General features: G+C 70.3%; 13 protein-coding genes. 6 read left to right on the forward strand and 7 right to left on the reverse strand.

Annotated elements, in window-relative coordinates:
• Positions 1-2 precede the first annotated feature (2 nt).
• The 3 genes from OG430_RS19790 to OG430_RS19800 are packed head-to-tail and all read right to left on the reverse strand — an operon-like array spanning position 3 to position 3483.
• Complete coding sequence (locus tag OG430_RS19790) at positions 3-1148, reverse strand: acyltransferase family protein (RefSeq protein ID WP_327353877.1); 1146 nt, start codon at positions 1146-1148, stop codon at positions 3-5.
• Positions 1145-2497: an alpha-2,8-polysialyltransferase family protein gene (locus OG430_RS19795; protein ID WP_327353878.1), complete on the reverse strand. Its 1353-nt coding sequence runs from the start codon at positions 2495-2497 to the stop codon at positions 1145-1147. Before OG430_RS19795 ends, OG430_RS19790 begins: the two co-directional genes overlap by 4 nt.
• On the reverse strand, positions 2497-3483 hold the full coding sequence (locus OG430_RS19800; protein WP_327353879.1) for a glycosyltransferase family 2 protein: 987 nt from the start codon (positions 3481-3483) through the stop codon (positions 2497-2499). The genes OG430_RS19795 and OG430_RS19800 overlap by 1 nt, the downstream gene beginning before the upstream one ends.
• Positions 3484-3670: 187 nt before the next feature.
• Between OG430_RS19800 and OG430_RS19805 the strand changes: the two genes are divergently transcribed.
• From OG430_RS19805 to OG430_RS19820, 4 genes are all read left to right on the forward strand, one after another.
• Positions 3671-4996: a DUF6716 putative glycosyltransferase gene (locus OG430_RS19805; protein WP_327353880.1), complete on the forward strand. Its 1326-nt coding sequence runs from the start codon at positions 3671-3673 to the stop codon at positions 4994-4996.
• A gap of 83 nt (positions 4997-5079) precedes the next feature.
• Positions 5080-6396 carry an N-acylneuraminate cytidylyltransferase gene (locus OG430_RS19810; protein WP_327353881.1) on the forward strand — a complete coding sequence of 439 codons (1317 nt, stop codon included), beginning with the start codon at positions 5080-5082 and terminating at the stop codon, positions 6394-6396.
• 13 nt (positions 6397-6409) lie between these two features.
• Positions 6410-7336, forward strand: a complete 927-nt coding sequence (locus OG430_RS19815) for an N-acetylneuraminate synthase family protein (RefSeq protein WP_327353882.1) — start codon at positions 6410-6412, stop codon at positions 7334-7336.
• Positions 7337-7502: 166 nt separating this feature from the next.
• Entirely contained in the window at positions 7503-8594 is a 1092-nt protein-coding gene (locus OG430_RS19820) for a hypothetical protein (protein ID WP_327359156.1), read from the forward strand.
• A 7-nt stretch (positions 8595-8601) separates the two neighbouring features.
• On the opposite strand, the gene OG430_RS19825 is transcribed toward OG430_RS19820, so the two are convergent.
• A complete protein-coding gene (locus OG430_RS19825; RefSeq protein WP_327353883.1) occupies positions 8602-9216 on the reverse strand; it encodes a hypothetical protein in 615 nt (204 codons plus the stop codon).
• 130 nt (positions 9217-9346) lie between these two features.
• Entirely contained in the window at positions 9347-9985 is a 639-nt protein-coding gene (locus tag OG430_RS19830; protein WP_327353884.1) for a TetR/AcrR family transcriptional regulator C-terminal domain-containing protein, read from the reverse strand.
• Positions 9986-10047: 62 nt separating this feature from the next.
• Between OG430_RS19830 and OG430_RS19835 the strand changes: the two genes are divergently transcribed.
• A complete protein-coding gene (locus tag OG430_RS19835) occupies positions 10048-11586 on the forward strand; it encodes an FAD-dependent monooxygenase (protein ID WP_327353885.1) in 1539 nt (512 codons plus the stop codon).
• Here OG430_RS19835 and OG430_RS19840 read toward each other — a convergent pair.
• Together OG430_RS19840 and OG430_RS19845 are read right to left on the reverse strand one after the other, a co-directional pair.
• The gene (locus tag OG430_RS19840) at positions 11511-12089 is read right to left on the reverse strand and encodes a Uma2 family endonuclease (protein WP_327353886.1); all 579 of its coding nucleotides are present in this window, start codon (positions 12087-12089) and stop codon (positions 11511-11513) included. The genes OG430_RS19835 and OG430_RS19840 overlap by 76 nt on opposite strands.
• 116 nt (positions 12090-12205) lie before the next feature.
• The gene (locus tag OG430_RS19845; protein ID WP_327353887.1) at positions 12206-13786 is read right to left on the reverse strand and encodes an acyl-CoA mutase large subunit family protein; all 1581 of its coding nucleotides are present in this window, start codon (positions 13784-13786) and stop codon (positions 12206-12208) included.
• A gap of 231 nt (positions 13787-14017) precedes the next feature.
• Here OG430_RS19845 and OG430_RS19850 point away from each other — a divergent pair, with 231 nt between their 5' ends.
• Complete coding sequence (locus OG430_RS19850) at positions 14018-14842, forward strand: L,D-transpeptidase family protein (protein WP_327353888.1); 825 nt, start codon at positions 14018-14020, stop codon at positions 14840-14842.
• Positions 14843-14900 lie beyond the last annotated feature (58 nt).

Genomic DNA, 14900 nt, shown 5'->3' on the forward strand with positions numbered 1-14900 from the left:
CGTCACCGCCTGTCCGTCAGCCGCAGCCGCAGCAGGGGTGTCAACCACCCCTCCACATACCGGTGCAGCAGCCACGCGAGCGTGAGCATCAGCCCGATCGTCAGGCCGAAGGTCGCCCACGCCGGGACCCCGAAGCCCCGGTGCAGGAAGCGGACCGAGACCCAGCCCAGGTGTTCGTGCACCAGGTAGAAGGGGTAGGTCAGCGCGCCCGCCGTGGTGAGCCAGGCCCAGTTGACGCGGTGCAGCCAGCCGAGCGCGATCGCGGCGACCGCGGCGAAGCCGGCCGTGATGATCGCGATGATGACGAGTGAGGGGCGGTAGGAGAAGAAGTCGGGGTTCGGGGCGTGCCAGAGGCGGTCGACCGCGAAGTGCTGGCCGAGGAGCCAGCTGACTCCGACGATGCCCCAGGCCGCTGCGTCCCGGCGGTCGCGGTGCACCAGGTAGAGGCCGATGCCGCCAATGAAGAACGGGGCGTACTCCGGCATCAGGACCAGGTCCAGGAGGGGCTCGTTCGCGCCCTCGGTGATCGCCGCCGCCAGGGTCCAGACCGCGCAGAAGAGGATGATCCGCTGCCGGTTGGCGCCCGGCAGGACGATGCACAGCGCGAAGAGCGCGTAGAAGCGGATCTCCGCCCAGAGGGTCCAGCACACGCCGAGCACGCGGTCGGCGCCGAGCGGCTGTTGGAGCATGGTCAGGTTGACCAGCATGTCGCTGGGTGAGACCGCCTCGTACACGACCGGTGGGAGCGCGAAGACCGCCGTCACCAGGAGGACCGCCGCCCAGTACGACGGCAGCAGGCGGGAGGCCCGGGAGGCGAAGAAGGAGCGGATCGGGCGGCCCCAGCCGCTCATGCAGATCACGAAGCCGCTGATCACGAAGAAGATCTGGACGCCTAGGCAGCCGTACGCGAACCACTCGTGGGCGGTGGGGAATTGGGCCTTCGGGGACGTGCCCCAGGCCGCGCCGATCTCGCCGTCGCGGCCGCCGTAGTGGTACGCGGCCACCATCAGCGCGGCCAGCAGGCGCAGGCCGTCCAGGGCGCGCAGCCGGGAGGCGCGGGGCTTTGAGCCGGTGGTGTGGGGAGTGGGGGTGGCAGCGGGAGTGGGGCCCGCTGCCCTTGTGGGGGGAGTGGCGTACGTGGTGCTCATCCGAGGGCGGCTCGTTTCAGCGCCCGTGCCCGCTTGGCCACTCGTCTCACCGTCGCATTGCGCGGGATGAACCCGAGCTGTGCCGGGATGCCGCCCGGCAGGGCGAGGGAGGTGAGGCGGCGGCGCTTGAAGTAGCGCCAGGTGCGGGTGTTCAACTGCCGCGAGAGGTACGTCTCGGCGGCGGGGCGCAGGTTCGGGTAGATCTGCGCCTGCATGGCGAAGCCGACCGTCTGGAGCAGGCCGGTGAGGTCCGCCTCTAGGGACTGGGCCTCGACCGCTGCCTTGTCGGTGAGTTCGGGCAGCAGGGCGTCGACGATCGTGACGGGGACGCGGTTGCTGTTCTGGTACGGGGTCAGGCGTTCCAGGAGAACGTCGGTGCCGATGCGGGCGACCGGGAGGTCGTACAGCGCGGAGGCCGTCAGGAGCGCGGTCGAGAAGCAGCCGACCACCAGGGCCGGGCGCATGCGCTGGTACAGGACCTCGGCGAGGACGGGCTCGTCGAGGACGGTCAGCGAGGCACCGAGCTTCGCCGCCTCGTCCTCCAGCTGGCGGGACCAGCGGGCCGGTGCGGAAGGGTGGGGCTTGAAGACGATCTCGGTGTGGCCGAGTGCGAGGGCGCCCTTGAGCATGCGGACGTGGAGGTTCTCTTCTTCCTCCGCCGTGAGGATGTCCAGGGCGGAGAGGTACTGGCCGAGCAGGAGCGCGGGCCGTTCGATCTCCGGCAGCGCGGGGGCCATGTCCGCCAGGTCGGCGAGGACCTTGACGAAGGCGTCCGTCGGGACGATCTCGGGGCCGACGCCGAACTCCGTGAGGAGCAGGGGTTCGAGGCCGGGGACCAGGTCCAGGTGGAGCAGGCGGTCGATGCGGGTGCCGACCAGCGGGTCGATCTTGCTGCGGGTGGGGCCGTAACTCATCAGGCCGTCCGCGTACACGTCGAGCGGGGCGCCGGTGAAGATCTGCGCGAGCGCGAGGGCCGGGTTGACCTGGATGGACTCGACGGCCAGGGACACCTCGTCGTCGCCGAGGTTCCAGAGCATGCGCAAGTAGCGCTCCCACAGGACCGTGTCGTCGGGGCGCGGGGCCCAACCTCCCGGGTGGAAGGGCGAGATGGCCTCGTTCCAGGACAGGACCTCGTCGAACCGCCCCCGCAGCAGTTCGAAGCCGGGCATCTCGTCGAGGGCGGGCGTCGTCTCGGGGGTCGCCGCGTTGTTGCTGACCAGGAGGATGCGCCGGTCTGCGGGGCCGAAGCAGTCCGAGTCGAGGGCGGCGGCGAGGGTCGCGGTGCCGTAGAGGGTGGAGGCGAAGAAGATCTGCGTGGTCCGGGGGGTCTTGGGGCTCGTGCGGGCCATTACGCCGCCACCTCCGTGGACACCGGGCGCCGGCGCAGGCGGCGAAGGCGCGAGGCGCGCTGAATGTCCATGGAGTCCAGGGCGTCGTTGAGTACGTCCTGCGGCATTCGCTTCAATGCCGCCGCGCTCATCGAGCGGAGCTTTCTGGCCACGGCTGGTTCGAACCTTTCAATGGATCCCAAGTGGTGGGAAATAATTGCGCAGTACGTACGGACCGCCTTCGGCAGCAATTGCGCGGCGTCCCGGTCCTGCGCCGTTTCCCGTACCACCTGGTCGAACGCCCGGATGAAATCGAGCTGCCTTACGTCGCCGATCTGGGTGAGCGAGGAGGCGACGCCGCGCCGGTAGAACACGCCCAGGTGCGAGGCCACGGCGAAGGATTCGGCCTCGCGGTGCAGCTTCCAGATCCAGGGCCGGTCCTCTGCCGTGCGCAGGCCGTCCGTGAAGTGCAGGAGGCCCTTGTCGGCGAGGCGGCGGTGGTAGATGCCGGCCCAGGCGTACGCGTAGTCGACGGAGGTCGAGCGGTCGGCGGGCAGGATCGCCGCGCGCGGGTCCATGACGACGCCGCGCCGGCCGTGCGGGACGCGGTGGACCGAGCGGGCCCTGGCGGTGCACTGGACATGGTCGACGCGTACGAAGTCGCAGCCCAAGTCCTCGATGGAGGCCAGGAGTTGCTCGTAGTAGCCGGGGGCCAGCCAGTCGTCGCCGTCCAGGAAGGTGACGTACTCGCCACTGGAGGCGTCGAGGCCGGTGTTGCGTGCGGTGGCGAGTCCGCCATTTTGCTCATGCCGGACAAGTCTGATCTGCGCGACATCGGAGAGCTCGCGCTCGGCGCGCGCGAGGATCTCCGGAGTCCCGTCTCTGGAACAGTCGTCGACGAGGACGAATTCGAAGTCGGCACGCGCGTTGGCCCTGAGACTCCTCAGGGTGTCGGGCGCGTATTGCTGCACGTTGTAGAACGGCACGATGACGGAGAGCTTAACCACGCAGGGGACGTTAGGTGGCCGCGCCTCATTCGTCTTGGCCCTTGGGGAAATGCCGGATGAACGAAGAGTGTAGGAACAGTTAACCCGGCAGCTCCCGGGGCCAGTTGGCCATTCGTCGGCGCGCTGTTAACCCTTTGTTGCATTTGAAGTCGGCCGCTGGGCGAAATGGCTTCCTAGCGTCTGCGACGTGCCAAGTACGAAGAGAACGCAGCGGGTTGCCGTACTCGCGGATTCCGACACCCGATGGAAATGGGGGGCGCTCACCGCCAACCGTATCGCATCGGACATTTCGTCGGACATTCGTCTGGACGGCTATCTGCTCCGCGGGCGGGCCACCCCCACCGCCAGGCAGCTCGACGAGGTCGGTGTGCGCAGCGACGCGCTGCACGAAGTGACCGGCGTCGAGTTCCTGCGGGCGATGGAGTCGGCTCGCGAGCAGTCCGGCCCGTACGACATCGTCGTCCTCGCCCTGGTGGGCGGGGCCGTCCAGGCCATGCTGCACGGGCTCGCCCACGCCTGGCAGGGCGCGGGCAGGCGTCCCGTGGTCGTCACCGGATACGTCGGCGTCGTCTACGAGAAGCTCGCGGACGGGCTGCTGCTCCGGCACGGTGCGGATGTCGTCCTCGCCAACTCCCGGCAGGACGCGGAGCGTTTCCGCGCCGTGTACGAGGGGGTGGGCGCCGACGCCACGAGCGTGGTCGAGGCCGCGCTGCCGTTCCTCGGCGGGGCGCCGTACACCGAGAAGCACGACCCCTACACGGTCACGTTCGCCGCTCAGCCCTCCGTCCCGGAGAGCCGCGCGGACCGTACGTACCTGCTCAAGCGCATGATCCGGCACGCGAAGCTGCACCCGGCGCGCGAGGTGCTGATCAAGCTGCGGTCGAAGCCGGGCGAGCACACCACGCACCTGGAGGAGTTCCCCTTCCAGAAGCTGGTGCAGAAGCATCCGCTGCCCGCCAACTGCCGCCTCGTCTACGGGCACATGGGCGAGGTGCTCGACCGGACCGATCTGCTGGTCACGGTCTCGTCGACGGCCGCCCTGGAGTCGCTGCACCGCCGCATCCCCACCGCGGTCCTCACCGACAACGGGGTGCGCGAGGCGCTCGGCAACCACCACTTCATCGGCTCCGGATGCCTGGCTTCCTGGGACCAGTTGGACGCCGGCCACATCCCGGCGCCCGACGAGGAGTGGCTGGCGCGGCAGGGCGTGGCCGCCGACGGGACGTACGAGAACGCCTTCGACCTCGCGAAGAAGCGCGTCGCCGAGCTGGGCGCGGAGCCCCAACTCCCGCCCCTGCGGCCCTACTACAGCCCCACCACCGCCCCCGGCTACCTCCCCGGCATCCTCGCCCGGCACCACCTGGGCCCCGACGGCGCGCCGCTGCCCGGCTCCCCCGCGGCGGCCCGGCAGCCCGGTCCGGTGCGCCAGGTCGTGCGGCAGGCCGCGCGCGGTGCGTACCGGCACGGCGTGCAGCGCGTCGCGCCCGTGATCCGACGGATGGGCGAGCTGTGAAACCTCACTACTTCCCGTACGTCCCCACGACTTCCCGTACGTCCCCGCGTGCGGCCCCTCGACTCCCCCAAGGAGACCTCCCCATGACCCACCCGGAAGCGGGACAGGGCGCCGGACAACCGGTGCGCCGCGTCCTCGCCGTGATCCCCGCCCGTGGCGGCTCGAAGGGCGTGCCCGCCAAGAATCTGGCCCCGGTGGCCGGGGTGCCGCTGGTCGCCCGTGCCGTACGGGAGTGCCGTGCGGCACGCCACGTCACGGACGTCGTGGTCTCCACGGACGACCCGGCGATCGCCGCCGTGGCCCGGCAGGCGGGCGCGGAGGTCGTGCTGCGCCCGGCCGCCATCGCGGGCGACACCGCCACCTCCGAGGCGGCCGTGCTGCACGCCATGGACGCCCACGAGGGACTGCACGGCGACCGCGTGGACGTCGTACTCCTGGTGCAGTGCACCAGCCCGTTCCTCACCCGCGAGGACGTGGACGGGGTGGCCGGCGCGGTCGTCGAGCAGGGGGCCGACACCGCGCTGACCGTGGCGCCGTTCCACGGCTTCGTGTGGCGCGACGACGCGGACGAGGTGGGCACGGCGGACGGAGCGGTCATCGGGGCCCAGCGCACCACCGCCACCGAAGGGGGCGGGACGGCCACCGTCGTCACCGGCTCCAAGACCTCCGGCGGGTACGGCGTCAACCACGACAAGTCGTTCCGGCCGCGCCGCCAGGACCGCCCCCAGGACCTCCTGGAGACCGGCGCCGCCTACGCCATGGCCGCCGACGGCTTCCGCGAGCACAAGCACCGCTTCTTCGGCCGTACGGAACTCGTCCGCACCGACCCCGCAAGGGTGTTGGAGGTCGACGACCCGCACGACCTGGCCCGCGCCCGCGCCCTTGCCCCCCTCCTCGACCGCGAAGAGCTCCCCACGCCCGGGGACATCGACGCGATCGTCATCGACTTCGACGGCACCCAGACCGACGACAAGGTGCTGATCGACTCCGACGGACGGGAGATCGTCGCCGTGCACCGCGGCGACGGACTCGGCATCGCCGCCCTGCGCAAGTCGGGCATCCCGCTGCTGATCCTGTCCACGGAACAGAACCCGGTCGTCGCCGCCCGGGCCCGGAAGCTACAGATTCCGGTCCTGCACGGCATCGACCGCAAGGACCTCGCACTGAAGCAGTGGTGCGAGGACCAGGGCATCGCGCCTGAGCGCGTGCTCTACGTCGGCAACGACGTCAACGACCTCCCGTGCTTCGCCCTCGTCGGCTGGCCCGTGGCGGTCGCGAGCGCCCATGACGTCGTGCGCGGCGCCGCACGCGCCGTCACCACCGTCCCCGGTGGCGAAGGCGCGATCCGAGAGATCGCCAGCTGGATCCTCGGCCCCTCTCTCGACTCCCTCAACAAGTAAGGAACCACCTGTCATGACCTCCACCTCCCGTCTCCGTACGCTCGGCAACAAGACCGCCGGGCCCGGCCGCCCCGTCTACATCACCGGCGAGATCGGCATCAACCACAACGGCGACCTCGAGAACGCCTTCAAGCTGATCGACGTGGCCGCCGAGGCCGGCTGCGACGCGGTCAAGTTCCAGAAGCGCACCCCAGAGATCTGCACCCCGCGCGACCAGTGGGACATCGAGCGCGACACCCCCTGGGGCCGGATGACGTACATCGACTACCGCCACCGCGTGGAGTTCGACGAGACCGACTACCGCGCCATCGACGAGCACTGCAAGAAGCGCGGCATCGACTGGTTCGCCTCCCCGTGGGACACCGAGGCCGTCGCGTTCCTGGAGAAGTTCGACCTGCCGGCCCACAAGGTGGCCTCCGCCTCCCTGACGGACGACGAGCTGCTTCGCTCGCTGCGCGCCACCGGCCGCACGATCATCCTCTCCACCGGCATGTCGACCCCGAAGCAGATCCGCCACGCGGTCGAGGTCCTGGGCAGCGACAACATCCTTCTCTGCCACGCCACTTCGACCTACCCGGCCAAGGCCGAGGAGCTCAACCTGCGCGTCATCAACACCCTGCAGGGCGAGTACCCCAACGTCCCGATCGGCTACTCCGGCCACGAGACCGGCCTGCAGACCACCCTCGCCGCCGTCGCCCTCGGCGCCACCTTCGTCGAGCGTCACATCACCCTCGACCGCGCCATGTGGGGTTCCGACCAGGCCGCGTCCGTCGAGCCGGGCGGCCTCACCCGCCTCGTCCGTGACATCCGCACCATCGAGGCCTCCCTCGGCGACGGTGTCAAGAAGGTGTACGAGTCGGAGCTCGGCCCGATGAAGAAGCTGCGCCGCGTCGAGGGTGTCGTCGCCCAGGCCGGCGACCGCGAGCCGGTCGCGGTCTGACGTGACCTCTCCGAACGGGCCCACCGGCGCCCCCCGGGATGCGGGAGTGCCCAGCCCCCGCATCCCGGGCCGCCGGCGCCCGCCCGCCACGGCGGGCTCCGCCACAGCGGGCGAACCCGGGCCCGCCGCCCCGCGCGCCGCCAAGTCGGCGCGCGGGGCGGAGACCCTGGCCTTCGTCGAGAGCCCGGTCCAGCTCCTCAACGTCCTGGAGTGGGCCCACTCCGACGCCCTGCGCGTCGGCGAGCCGCTCTCCGCCGTGCCCCCGCAGATCCGGCGCGACGTGCCGGTCTCCCCCGAGGTCTCGGCGCTGACCATCGTGGTCCTCTCCCCGCTCGACCCCATGTCCCGGGGCCAGCTGCGCCGCGTGGCCGAACTCGCGCGCGACCAGGGCCACACCGTGCGCTGGCAGGAGGCGCGCGGCGGGACCATGGCGCCCCTGCACACCATCGGCGGACTCGCCTCGAAGCTGCGCCGTGCCAAGCGCGTGGTGATCGGCGACCCCTTCTCGCGCTACGTACAGCTGCTCCTCACCATCACGCGCGCCCGCGACCTGGTCGTCGTCGACGACGGCACCGCCACGATGGAGTTCATCTCCCAACTCGCCCGCGGCGAACGCCTGGTGCGCTGGCACCGGCGCGGCGGCCGCCTCGGCGTACGCGACCTCGTCTTCGCCCCGTTCTCGGCCTCGGCCCGCCGCCGGCTGACCCCCGGCGGGAAACGTACGGTCGAGGTCTTCTCCTCCATGCCGGTCGAGGCGCCCGAGGGCGTCACCGTCGTGGAGAACGCCTTCGCCTGGACCCGCGCCACCTTCGGCCCGCCCCGCATCACCAAGGGCGCCGACCTGGTGGGGACTTCACTGGTCGAGACGGGCGTGGTCGACACCGACCGCTATCTCGAAGCGGTCGGACAGCTGGCCCGTACGCACGGCGCGACCCGCTATTTCGCGCATCGCCGGGAGGCCACGGACAAGCTGCACCGGCTCGCCCGCGAGACCGGCCTGGAGATCGTCCGCCCCGACCTCCCCCTCGAACTCATCGCCCGCAGAGGCCCGATCGGCCGGACGATCCTCAGCTTCCCCTCGACGGTCGTGCACACGCTGCCGCTCGCCCTCGCCGGCACGGAGGTCGAGGTCGCGGTCTGCGACATCGACCCGGCCTGGCTGACGGAGAACGCCTCGCCGCGGGCGCAGGGCTTCCTCTCGGGCGTGACGGGGACGGCCCGGGACGTGCATCGGCTGCAGTCGGTGCGTACGGCTTAGGGGCCGGTCAGTTGCCCTCGTCCCGACGGCGGCGGAGCATCGCGAAGCCGAGACCACCCGCGCCTGCCGCGGCCATGCCGCCGCCCGCGGCGAGCAGGGCGGGGTGGCTGCCGCTGTTGCCCTGACTCTGGTCCACGCCTTCGGCACCGGCCTTCACGCCGCCCTTCGGGGCGGCTTTGTCGTTCTTCTGCTGGCCGTTGTGGCCCTGCTTCTGATCCTGCTTGTGGTCCTTCTTCTGATCCCGCTTCTCGTCCTTCTTCTCGTCCTTCTTGCCGTTGAGGTACGTGATGCCGATGTGGCCGTTGTCCGGGCTCAGGTCGTACTTCACGCCGTCGTGCGTCACGGTCGGGTGCGTGGCGGACAGCGTGGCGATCTCCTTGCCCTTCACGCTGATGATCGCGACGAACTTGCCGCCCCGGTCCTGGACTTTGGCCTTGGCCCCGTTGCCGAGGGTGACCTCGAAGACCTCGCCCCACTTCGGCTTGGCCGAGGGCTCGTTCGTGGCGGAGGGGCTGGGCGAGGGTTCGGACGACGCGAAGGCGGTGGTGGCGGGGATGGCCAGGGCGATGGTGCCGGTGACGATCGCGGCGGTGCGGACGGCACGGCGGGGTACGTAGCGCATGATCGTGGGCTCCTCGTAGCTGGGGGCTGTTGCCTTGTGCCGGTAAAGCTACGAAGTGGACATTTTGGTACGTCGACAGTGACGTAACGATCATCAAGGAACTGTCCCGCGACCTTGTAACAGCCCGCGCTCAACCCAGCAGCGTGCGCCCGATCCCCTCGATCACGGCCGCCAACCCCGCCTCGAATCCGGCGTCGTGGTCCCGGAACATCTCGGCCCCGGCGGTCGCCGCAAGGGGGAACTCCGCGAGCCGTTCGGCGCGCGCGTCGAGGTCGTAGCCCTCGACTCCGGCGGCCGGGTCGGGACCCATGGCCTGCTCCTCGATGACGTAACCGATCGAGTAGCTGTACGCCGTGAACCAGGCCCGCGCCGCGGCGGCGGGGGCGAATCCGGACGCGGTCAGCACCCGCAGATGGGCCTCCATCGGCACCGCGTACGACATGTCCGTGAAGCGCGTACCGCTGTAGACCTTGGCGCCGTCGCGGTAACGCAGCAGGTGCTCGCGCAGCCCGCGCATCGCGCCGCCGAGCGCCTCGCGCCAGTCGGTGTCGGGGCCGAAGACCAGATCCGCGGTCATCCGCCGCAGCATCTCCGTGGCCATCTCGTCGAGCAGCGCCTGCTTGTCCTTGAAGTGCCAGTACAGGGCGGGCGCCTTGACGTCGAGCTCCTTGGCGATGGCGCGCAGGGAGAGCCCTTCGAGGCCGACCTCGTTCAGGAGGCGGAGGGCGGTGTCGGCGACGCGCGCCCGGTCGATCTTCGCAGTGGCCACCGACCAAATCTAACACCGTTAAGGGTTGACAACTTAACAGCGTTAAGGGCACGCTTCGAGCCATGGAACTTAACGATGTTAAGGAAACAGGGGTCGATGTTCTGGTGGTCGGCGCAGGCCCCACCGGCCTCGCCCTCGCCGTCGATCTGGCCCGGCGCGGGGTGCGTGCGCTCGTCGTCGAGAAGGCGGCCGGGCTGTTCCCCGGCTCGCGCGGCAAGGGACTGCAGCCGCGCACCCTGGAGGTCTTCCACGACCTCGGCGTCATCGACGAGACCCTCGCCTCCGGCGCGCCCGCCCTGGTCGGCATGGCGTGGATCGGCGGGGAGCGGCAGGGCGAGCACGACGTGTTCGCGGACGACCTGATCGAGGCCACCCCGGACCGGCCGTACGCCGGCCGGCCCTGGATGCTGCCCCAGTGGCGCACCCAGGAGATCCTGCTCGCGCGGCTCCGACAGCTCGGCGGGGACGTCGAGTTCGGCACGGCGGTCGACGCCCTCACCCAGGACGCCGACGGGGTCACGGCCGAGCTGTCTACGGGCAGGGCCGTACGCGCCCGCTACGCCGTGGCGGCCGACGGCGGGCGGTCCACCGTGCGGGCGGGGCTCGGCATCGCCATGGCGGGCGAGGCGGTCGACCCGGCGCCGTCCCTGGTCGCCGATGTGCGCCTCGCGCCCGGCGCGCTCGACCGGGACAACTGGCAGCTCTTCCCGGCCTCCCCGGAAGGCTTCCTCGCGCTCTACCCGCTGCCGGGGACCGCGGACTTCCAGTTGCAGGCCCAGTTCGCGGAGGCAGCCCCGGACTTCAAGGTGGACCTCTCGCTCGACGGCATACGCAAGCTCGTCGCGGCCCGCACTCCGCTCGCCGCCGAGGACGTCACCGAGGTCCGCTGGGCCTCCGACTTCCGCCCGCGCACCGGGCTCGCCGACCGTTTCCGGGCGGGGCGGGTCTTCCTCGCGGGGGACGCGGCGCACATCCACTCGCCGGCGGGCGGGCAGGGGCTGAACACGAGCGTGCAGGACGCGTACAACCTGGGCTGGAAGCTGGGCCTCGTGCTGCGGCACGGGGCGCCGGACGCCCTGCTCGACACGTACGAGGAGGAGCGCCGCCCCATCGCGGCGGACGTGCTCGGCCTGTCGACGCGGGTCCATCACGGCGAGACCAAGCGGGGGCGGGCGACCCAGCAGCTCGGCCTGGGCTATCGGGGGTCGTCGCTGTCGGTGGGCTCGGCGGGGGCCCTGGTGACGGGCGACCGGGCGCCGGACGGGGTGGTCGGCGGGGTGCGGCTCTTCGACGCGTTCCGCGGCCCGCGGTTCACGCTGCTCGCGGTCGGCGTCGGGGCCGGGTCCGAGGCCGAACTCCCCTCATTCGAGGGCGAGTTGGCGCGTACCGTACGCATCGCTGCCTACGACGCGTACGGCGTAGGACTCTTCCTCGTCCGGCCCGACGGATATCTCGGCTGGGCGGGCCAGGACCCGGCAGGGGCCGAGGACTACCTGGCCCGGCTCGGCCCGCGCCCGGAACGGAATCAGTCGCCGTCGAGGAGAGTATCCACGGAGAGGTCGAGCGTGACACCCACGGATGCGGGGACGGGGACGGCCTGACCTCGCTTGTAGCAGGAACGAGTTCCGTACTCATCCCCGTGGGGGCCCGAGTACATCAGGACCTCGTCGTGCTTGCGGTCGACGACGAGGTATGCGGGGATGCCGGCCCTGGCATACGTCTCGACCTTCGTCACCAGATCGTTGCCCCAGTTCGACGAGGTCACTTCCATGACCAGGCGGAACACATGAGGGGCGTAGCAGTTCTTCTCCACCAGCTCGTCCCTGTAGTCCTCGTCGACGACGGAGAAGTCGGGCACTGCGTAGTCGTCCGGTCCGGTGGGCAGCCAGAGGCCGATGCCCTGCAGGTAGCGAAGGCCTGCCTCGCGGGCTCCCGCCTTGTGAAGCTCCACGGTCACCCAGGAGAGTGTGTTCCGGTGCGAACCGTCCGGCGGCGGTGTCGCAACGATGCTCCCGTTGAGGATCTCCACCCGGTGCCCGGGCAGCTCTTCCCAGAGGCGGTCAGCAGCTTCGGTAAGCGACGTCTCGTGCACAGTCACGGCCACAGCAGCCTCCTTTCGGGAACACTCTCCTTGAGAGTAACCGGGGGCGCCGGAGTTCCGCCCGGGATCACCCGTTCGAGGCCCCGACGCCCGGGCACCCACTCAGCCGCAACCCTGGACTAGAACGCGTCCGTGGGCACGTAAGTCCCCCACACCTCCCGCAGCGCATCACAGACCTCGCCGACCGTGGCCTTCGCCTTGAGCGCGTCCTTCATCGGGTAGAGGACGTTCGCCTCGCCCTTCGCCGCGTCCTGCAGCGCCACCAGCGCCGCGTCCACGGCGGCCTGGTCGCGCTCGGCACGCAGCTTGGCGAGACGTTCCGCCTGCTGGGCCTCGATCGCCGGGTCGACGCGAAGCGGCTCGTACGGCTCCTCGGCATCCAGCTGGAAGCGGTTGACGCCGACGACGACGCGCTCGCCGGAGTCGGTCTCCTGGGCGATGCGATAGGCGCTGCGCTCGATCTCGTTCTTCTGGAAGCCGTGCTCGATGGCGCTGACCGCGCCGCCCAAGTCCTCGACGCGCTCCATGAGTTGAAGGGCAGCCGCTTCCACGTCGTCCGTCATCTTCTCGACGACGTAACTGCCGGCGAAGGGGTCGACGGTCGCCGTCACATCGGTCTCGTACGCGAGTACCTGCTGCGTACGCAGGGCGAGGCGGGCGCTCTTGTCGGTCGGCAGCGCGATGGCCTCGTCGAAGGAATTGGTGTGCAGCGACTGCGTACCGCCGAGGACCGCGGCGAGGCCCTGGACGGCGACGCGGACCAGGTTCACCTCGGGCTGCTGGGCGGTGAGCTGGACGCCCGCGGTCTGGGTGTGGAAGCGGAGCATCAGCGACTTGGGGTTCTTGGCGCCGAACTCGTCCCGCATGACGCGCGCCCAAATCCTGCGCGCGGCGCGGAACTTGGCGACCTCCTCCAGGATCGTCGTGCGCGCGACGAAGAAGAAGGACAGCCGGGGGGCGAAGTCGTCGACATCCATGCCGGCGGCCACGGCGGTACGTACGTACTCGATGCCGTCCGCGAGTGTGAAGGCGATCTCCTGCGCGGGCGAGGCACCCGCCTCGGCCATGTGATAGCCGGAGATCGAGATGGTGTTCCACTTCGGGATCTCGGCCTTGCAGTACTTGAAGATGTCGGCGATCAGACGCAGCGAGGGCTTCGGCGGGAAGATGTACGTCCCGCGCGCGATGTACTCCTTGAGCACGTCGTTCTGGATGGTGCCGGTGAGCTGGTCGGCCGGGACGCCCTGCTCCTCGCCGACGAGTTGGTAGAGGAGGAGGAGCAGCGCGCCGGGGGCGTTGATGGTCATCGACGTCGAGACCTTGTCCAGCGGGATGCCGCCGAACAGGATCCGCATGTCCTCGATCGAGTCGATGGCGACCCCGACCTTGCCGACCTCGCCGGAGGCGATCGCGGCGTCGGAGTCGTGGCCCATCTGGGTCGGCAGGTCGAAGGCGACGGACAGGCCCATGGTGCCGTTGGCGATCAGCTGCTTGTAGCGGGCGTTGGACTCGACGGCCGTACCGAAACCGGCGTACTGGCGCATCGTCCACGGGCGTCCCGTGTACATCGACGGGTACACGCCCCGGGTGAAGGGGTACTTGCCGGGTTCGCCGAGCTTGTCGGCCGGGTCCCAGCCCTGGAGGGCGTCCGGCCCGTAGACCGGCTCGATGGGCAGTCCCGATTCGGACTCGCGCGCCATGTTTGCTGTGCCTCCCACTAGAGCTGCTCGCTGCTTGCTCGTTGGTTACTCGCTGGTAATGACGACCCTCGCGACGGACTGTAGCGGCGGGCGTGCGCCGGGTGGAGAGCCGCCGGCTGGGAGCTTGCTCACAGATCGCTCGCAGATCACCGGACCGCGGGGCGGGTGTTCGCAACCAATCATGCGCGGGAACCATCTCTTAGGGACACAGGACAACGTCGGGGGGACCAGATGCGTCACATATCGGGCATACGGAGAGCGGTTGCGGCCGCCGTGGTGGTGGCGGCGGCCGCCACGAGCTGCACCGTCCAGCCGTCGGACGGCACCGGCAACGGCGCCGGCAAGCAGCAGCCGGACGCGAAGCCGTCGGCGACGGCCCCCGACGGCAAGCCGTCCAAGAGCCCCTCCTCCAAGCCCGATGCCCAAGAGGCCCTGCTCTCCCCCGGCGACGAGGGCAAGCAGGTGCGCGAACTGCAGGCCCGGTTGCGGCAGATCGCCTGGTACTTCCAGTACCCGAACGGGAAGTACGACGCCGCCACCGTCAAGGCCGTCAAGGGCTTCCAGGAGAAGCGGGGCCTGGCCAAGACCGGCGACACGGACCCGGTGACGATGAAGAAGCTGGTCGGCATGACCAGCAAGCCCGGCTACTTCGAGCTGTACGCGGGCGGGGACCAGCCGCCCGCCAAGCCGGACAAGCGCTGCCTCACGGGCCGGGTGCTGTGCATCAGCAAGAGCAGCCGGACGCTGAGCTGGATGATCGACGGCAAGGTCGTCTCGACGGTCGACGTCCGCTTCGGCTCGCAGTACACGCCCACGCGCGAGGGCGTGTTCAGCGTCTACTGGAAGTCCCGGCACCACGTCTCGACGCTGTACGACACCCCCATGCCGTACGCGATGTTCTTCAGCGGCGGCCAGGCGGTGCACTACTCGTCGGACTTCGCGGCGCGGGGGTACGGCGGGGCGTCGCACGGATGCGTGAATGTGCGGAACGAGGGGAAGATCGCGGCGCTCTTCGGCCAGGTGCAGAAGGGCGACAAGGTCGTCATCTACTGGTGAGCCCCGGCCGGGGGCCTGGTTTTAGTGGCCCTGGTTTTAGTGGCAGGGGTGGGACCGG

This window comes from Streptomyces sp. NBC_01304, assembly GCF_035975855.1.
Classification (GTDB): domain Bacteria; phylum Actinomycetota; class Actinomycetes; order Streptomycetales; family Streptomycetaceae; genus Streptomyces.

Coding starts and splice junctions, on each gene's coding strand:
- OG430_RS19795 (WP_327353878.1), bottom strand. CDS start 2,497: ATGGCCCGCACGAGCCCCAAGACCCCCCGGACCACGCAGATCTTCTTC.
- OG430_RS19845 (WP_327353887.1), bottom strand. CDS start 13,786: ATGGCGCGCGAGTCCGAATCGGGACTGCCCATCGAGCCGGTCTACGGG.
- OG430_RS19835 (WP_327353885.1), top strand. CDS start 10,048: ATGGAACTTAACGATGTTAAGGAAACAGGGGTCGATGTTCTGGTGGTC.
- OG430_RS19810 (WP_327353881.1), top strand. CDS start 5,080: ATGACCCACCCGGAAGCGGGACAGGGCGCCGGACAACCGGTGCGCCGC.
- OG430_RS19790 (WP_327353877.1), bottom strand. CDS start 1,148: ATGAGCACCACGTACGCCACTCCCCCCACAAGGGCAGCGGGCCCCACT.
- OG430_RS19825 (WP_327353883.1), bottom strand. CDS start 9,216: ATGCGCTACGTACCCCGCCGTGCCGTCCGCACCGCCGCGATCGTCACC.
- OG430_RS19815 (WP_327353882.1), top strand. CDS start 6,410: ATGACCTCCACCTCCCGTCTCCGTACGCTCGGCAACAAGACCGCCGGG.
- OG430_RS19850 (WP_327353888.1), top strand. CDS start 14,018: ATGCGTCACATATCGGGCATACGGAGAGCGGTTGCGGCCGCCGTGGTG.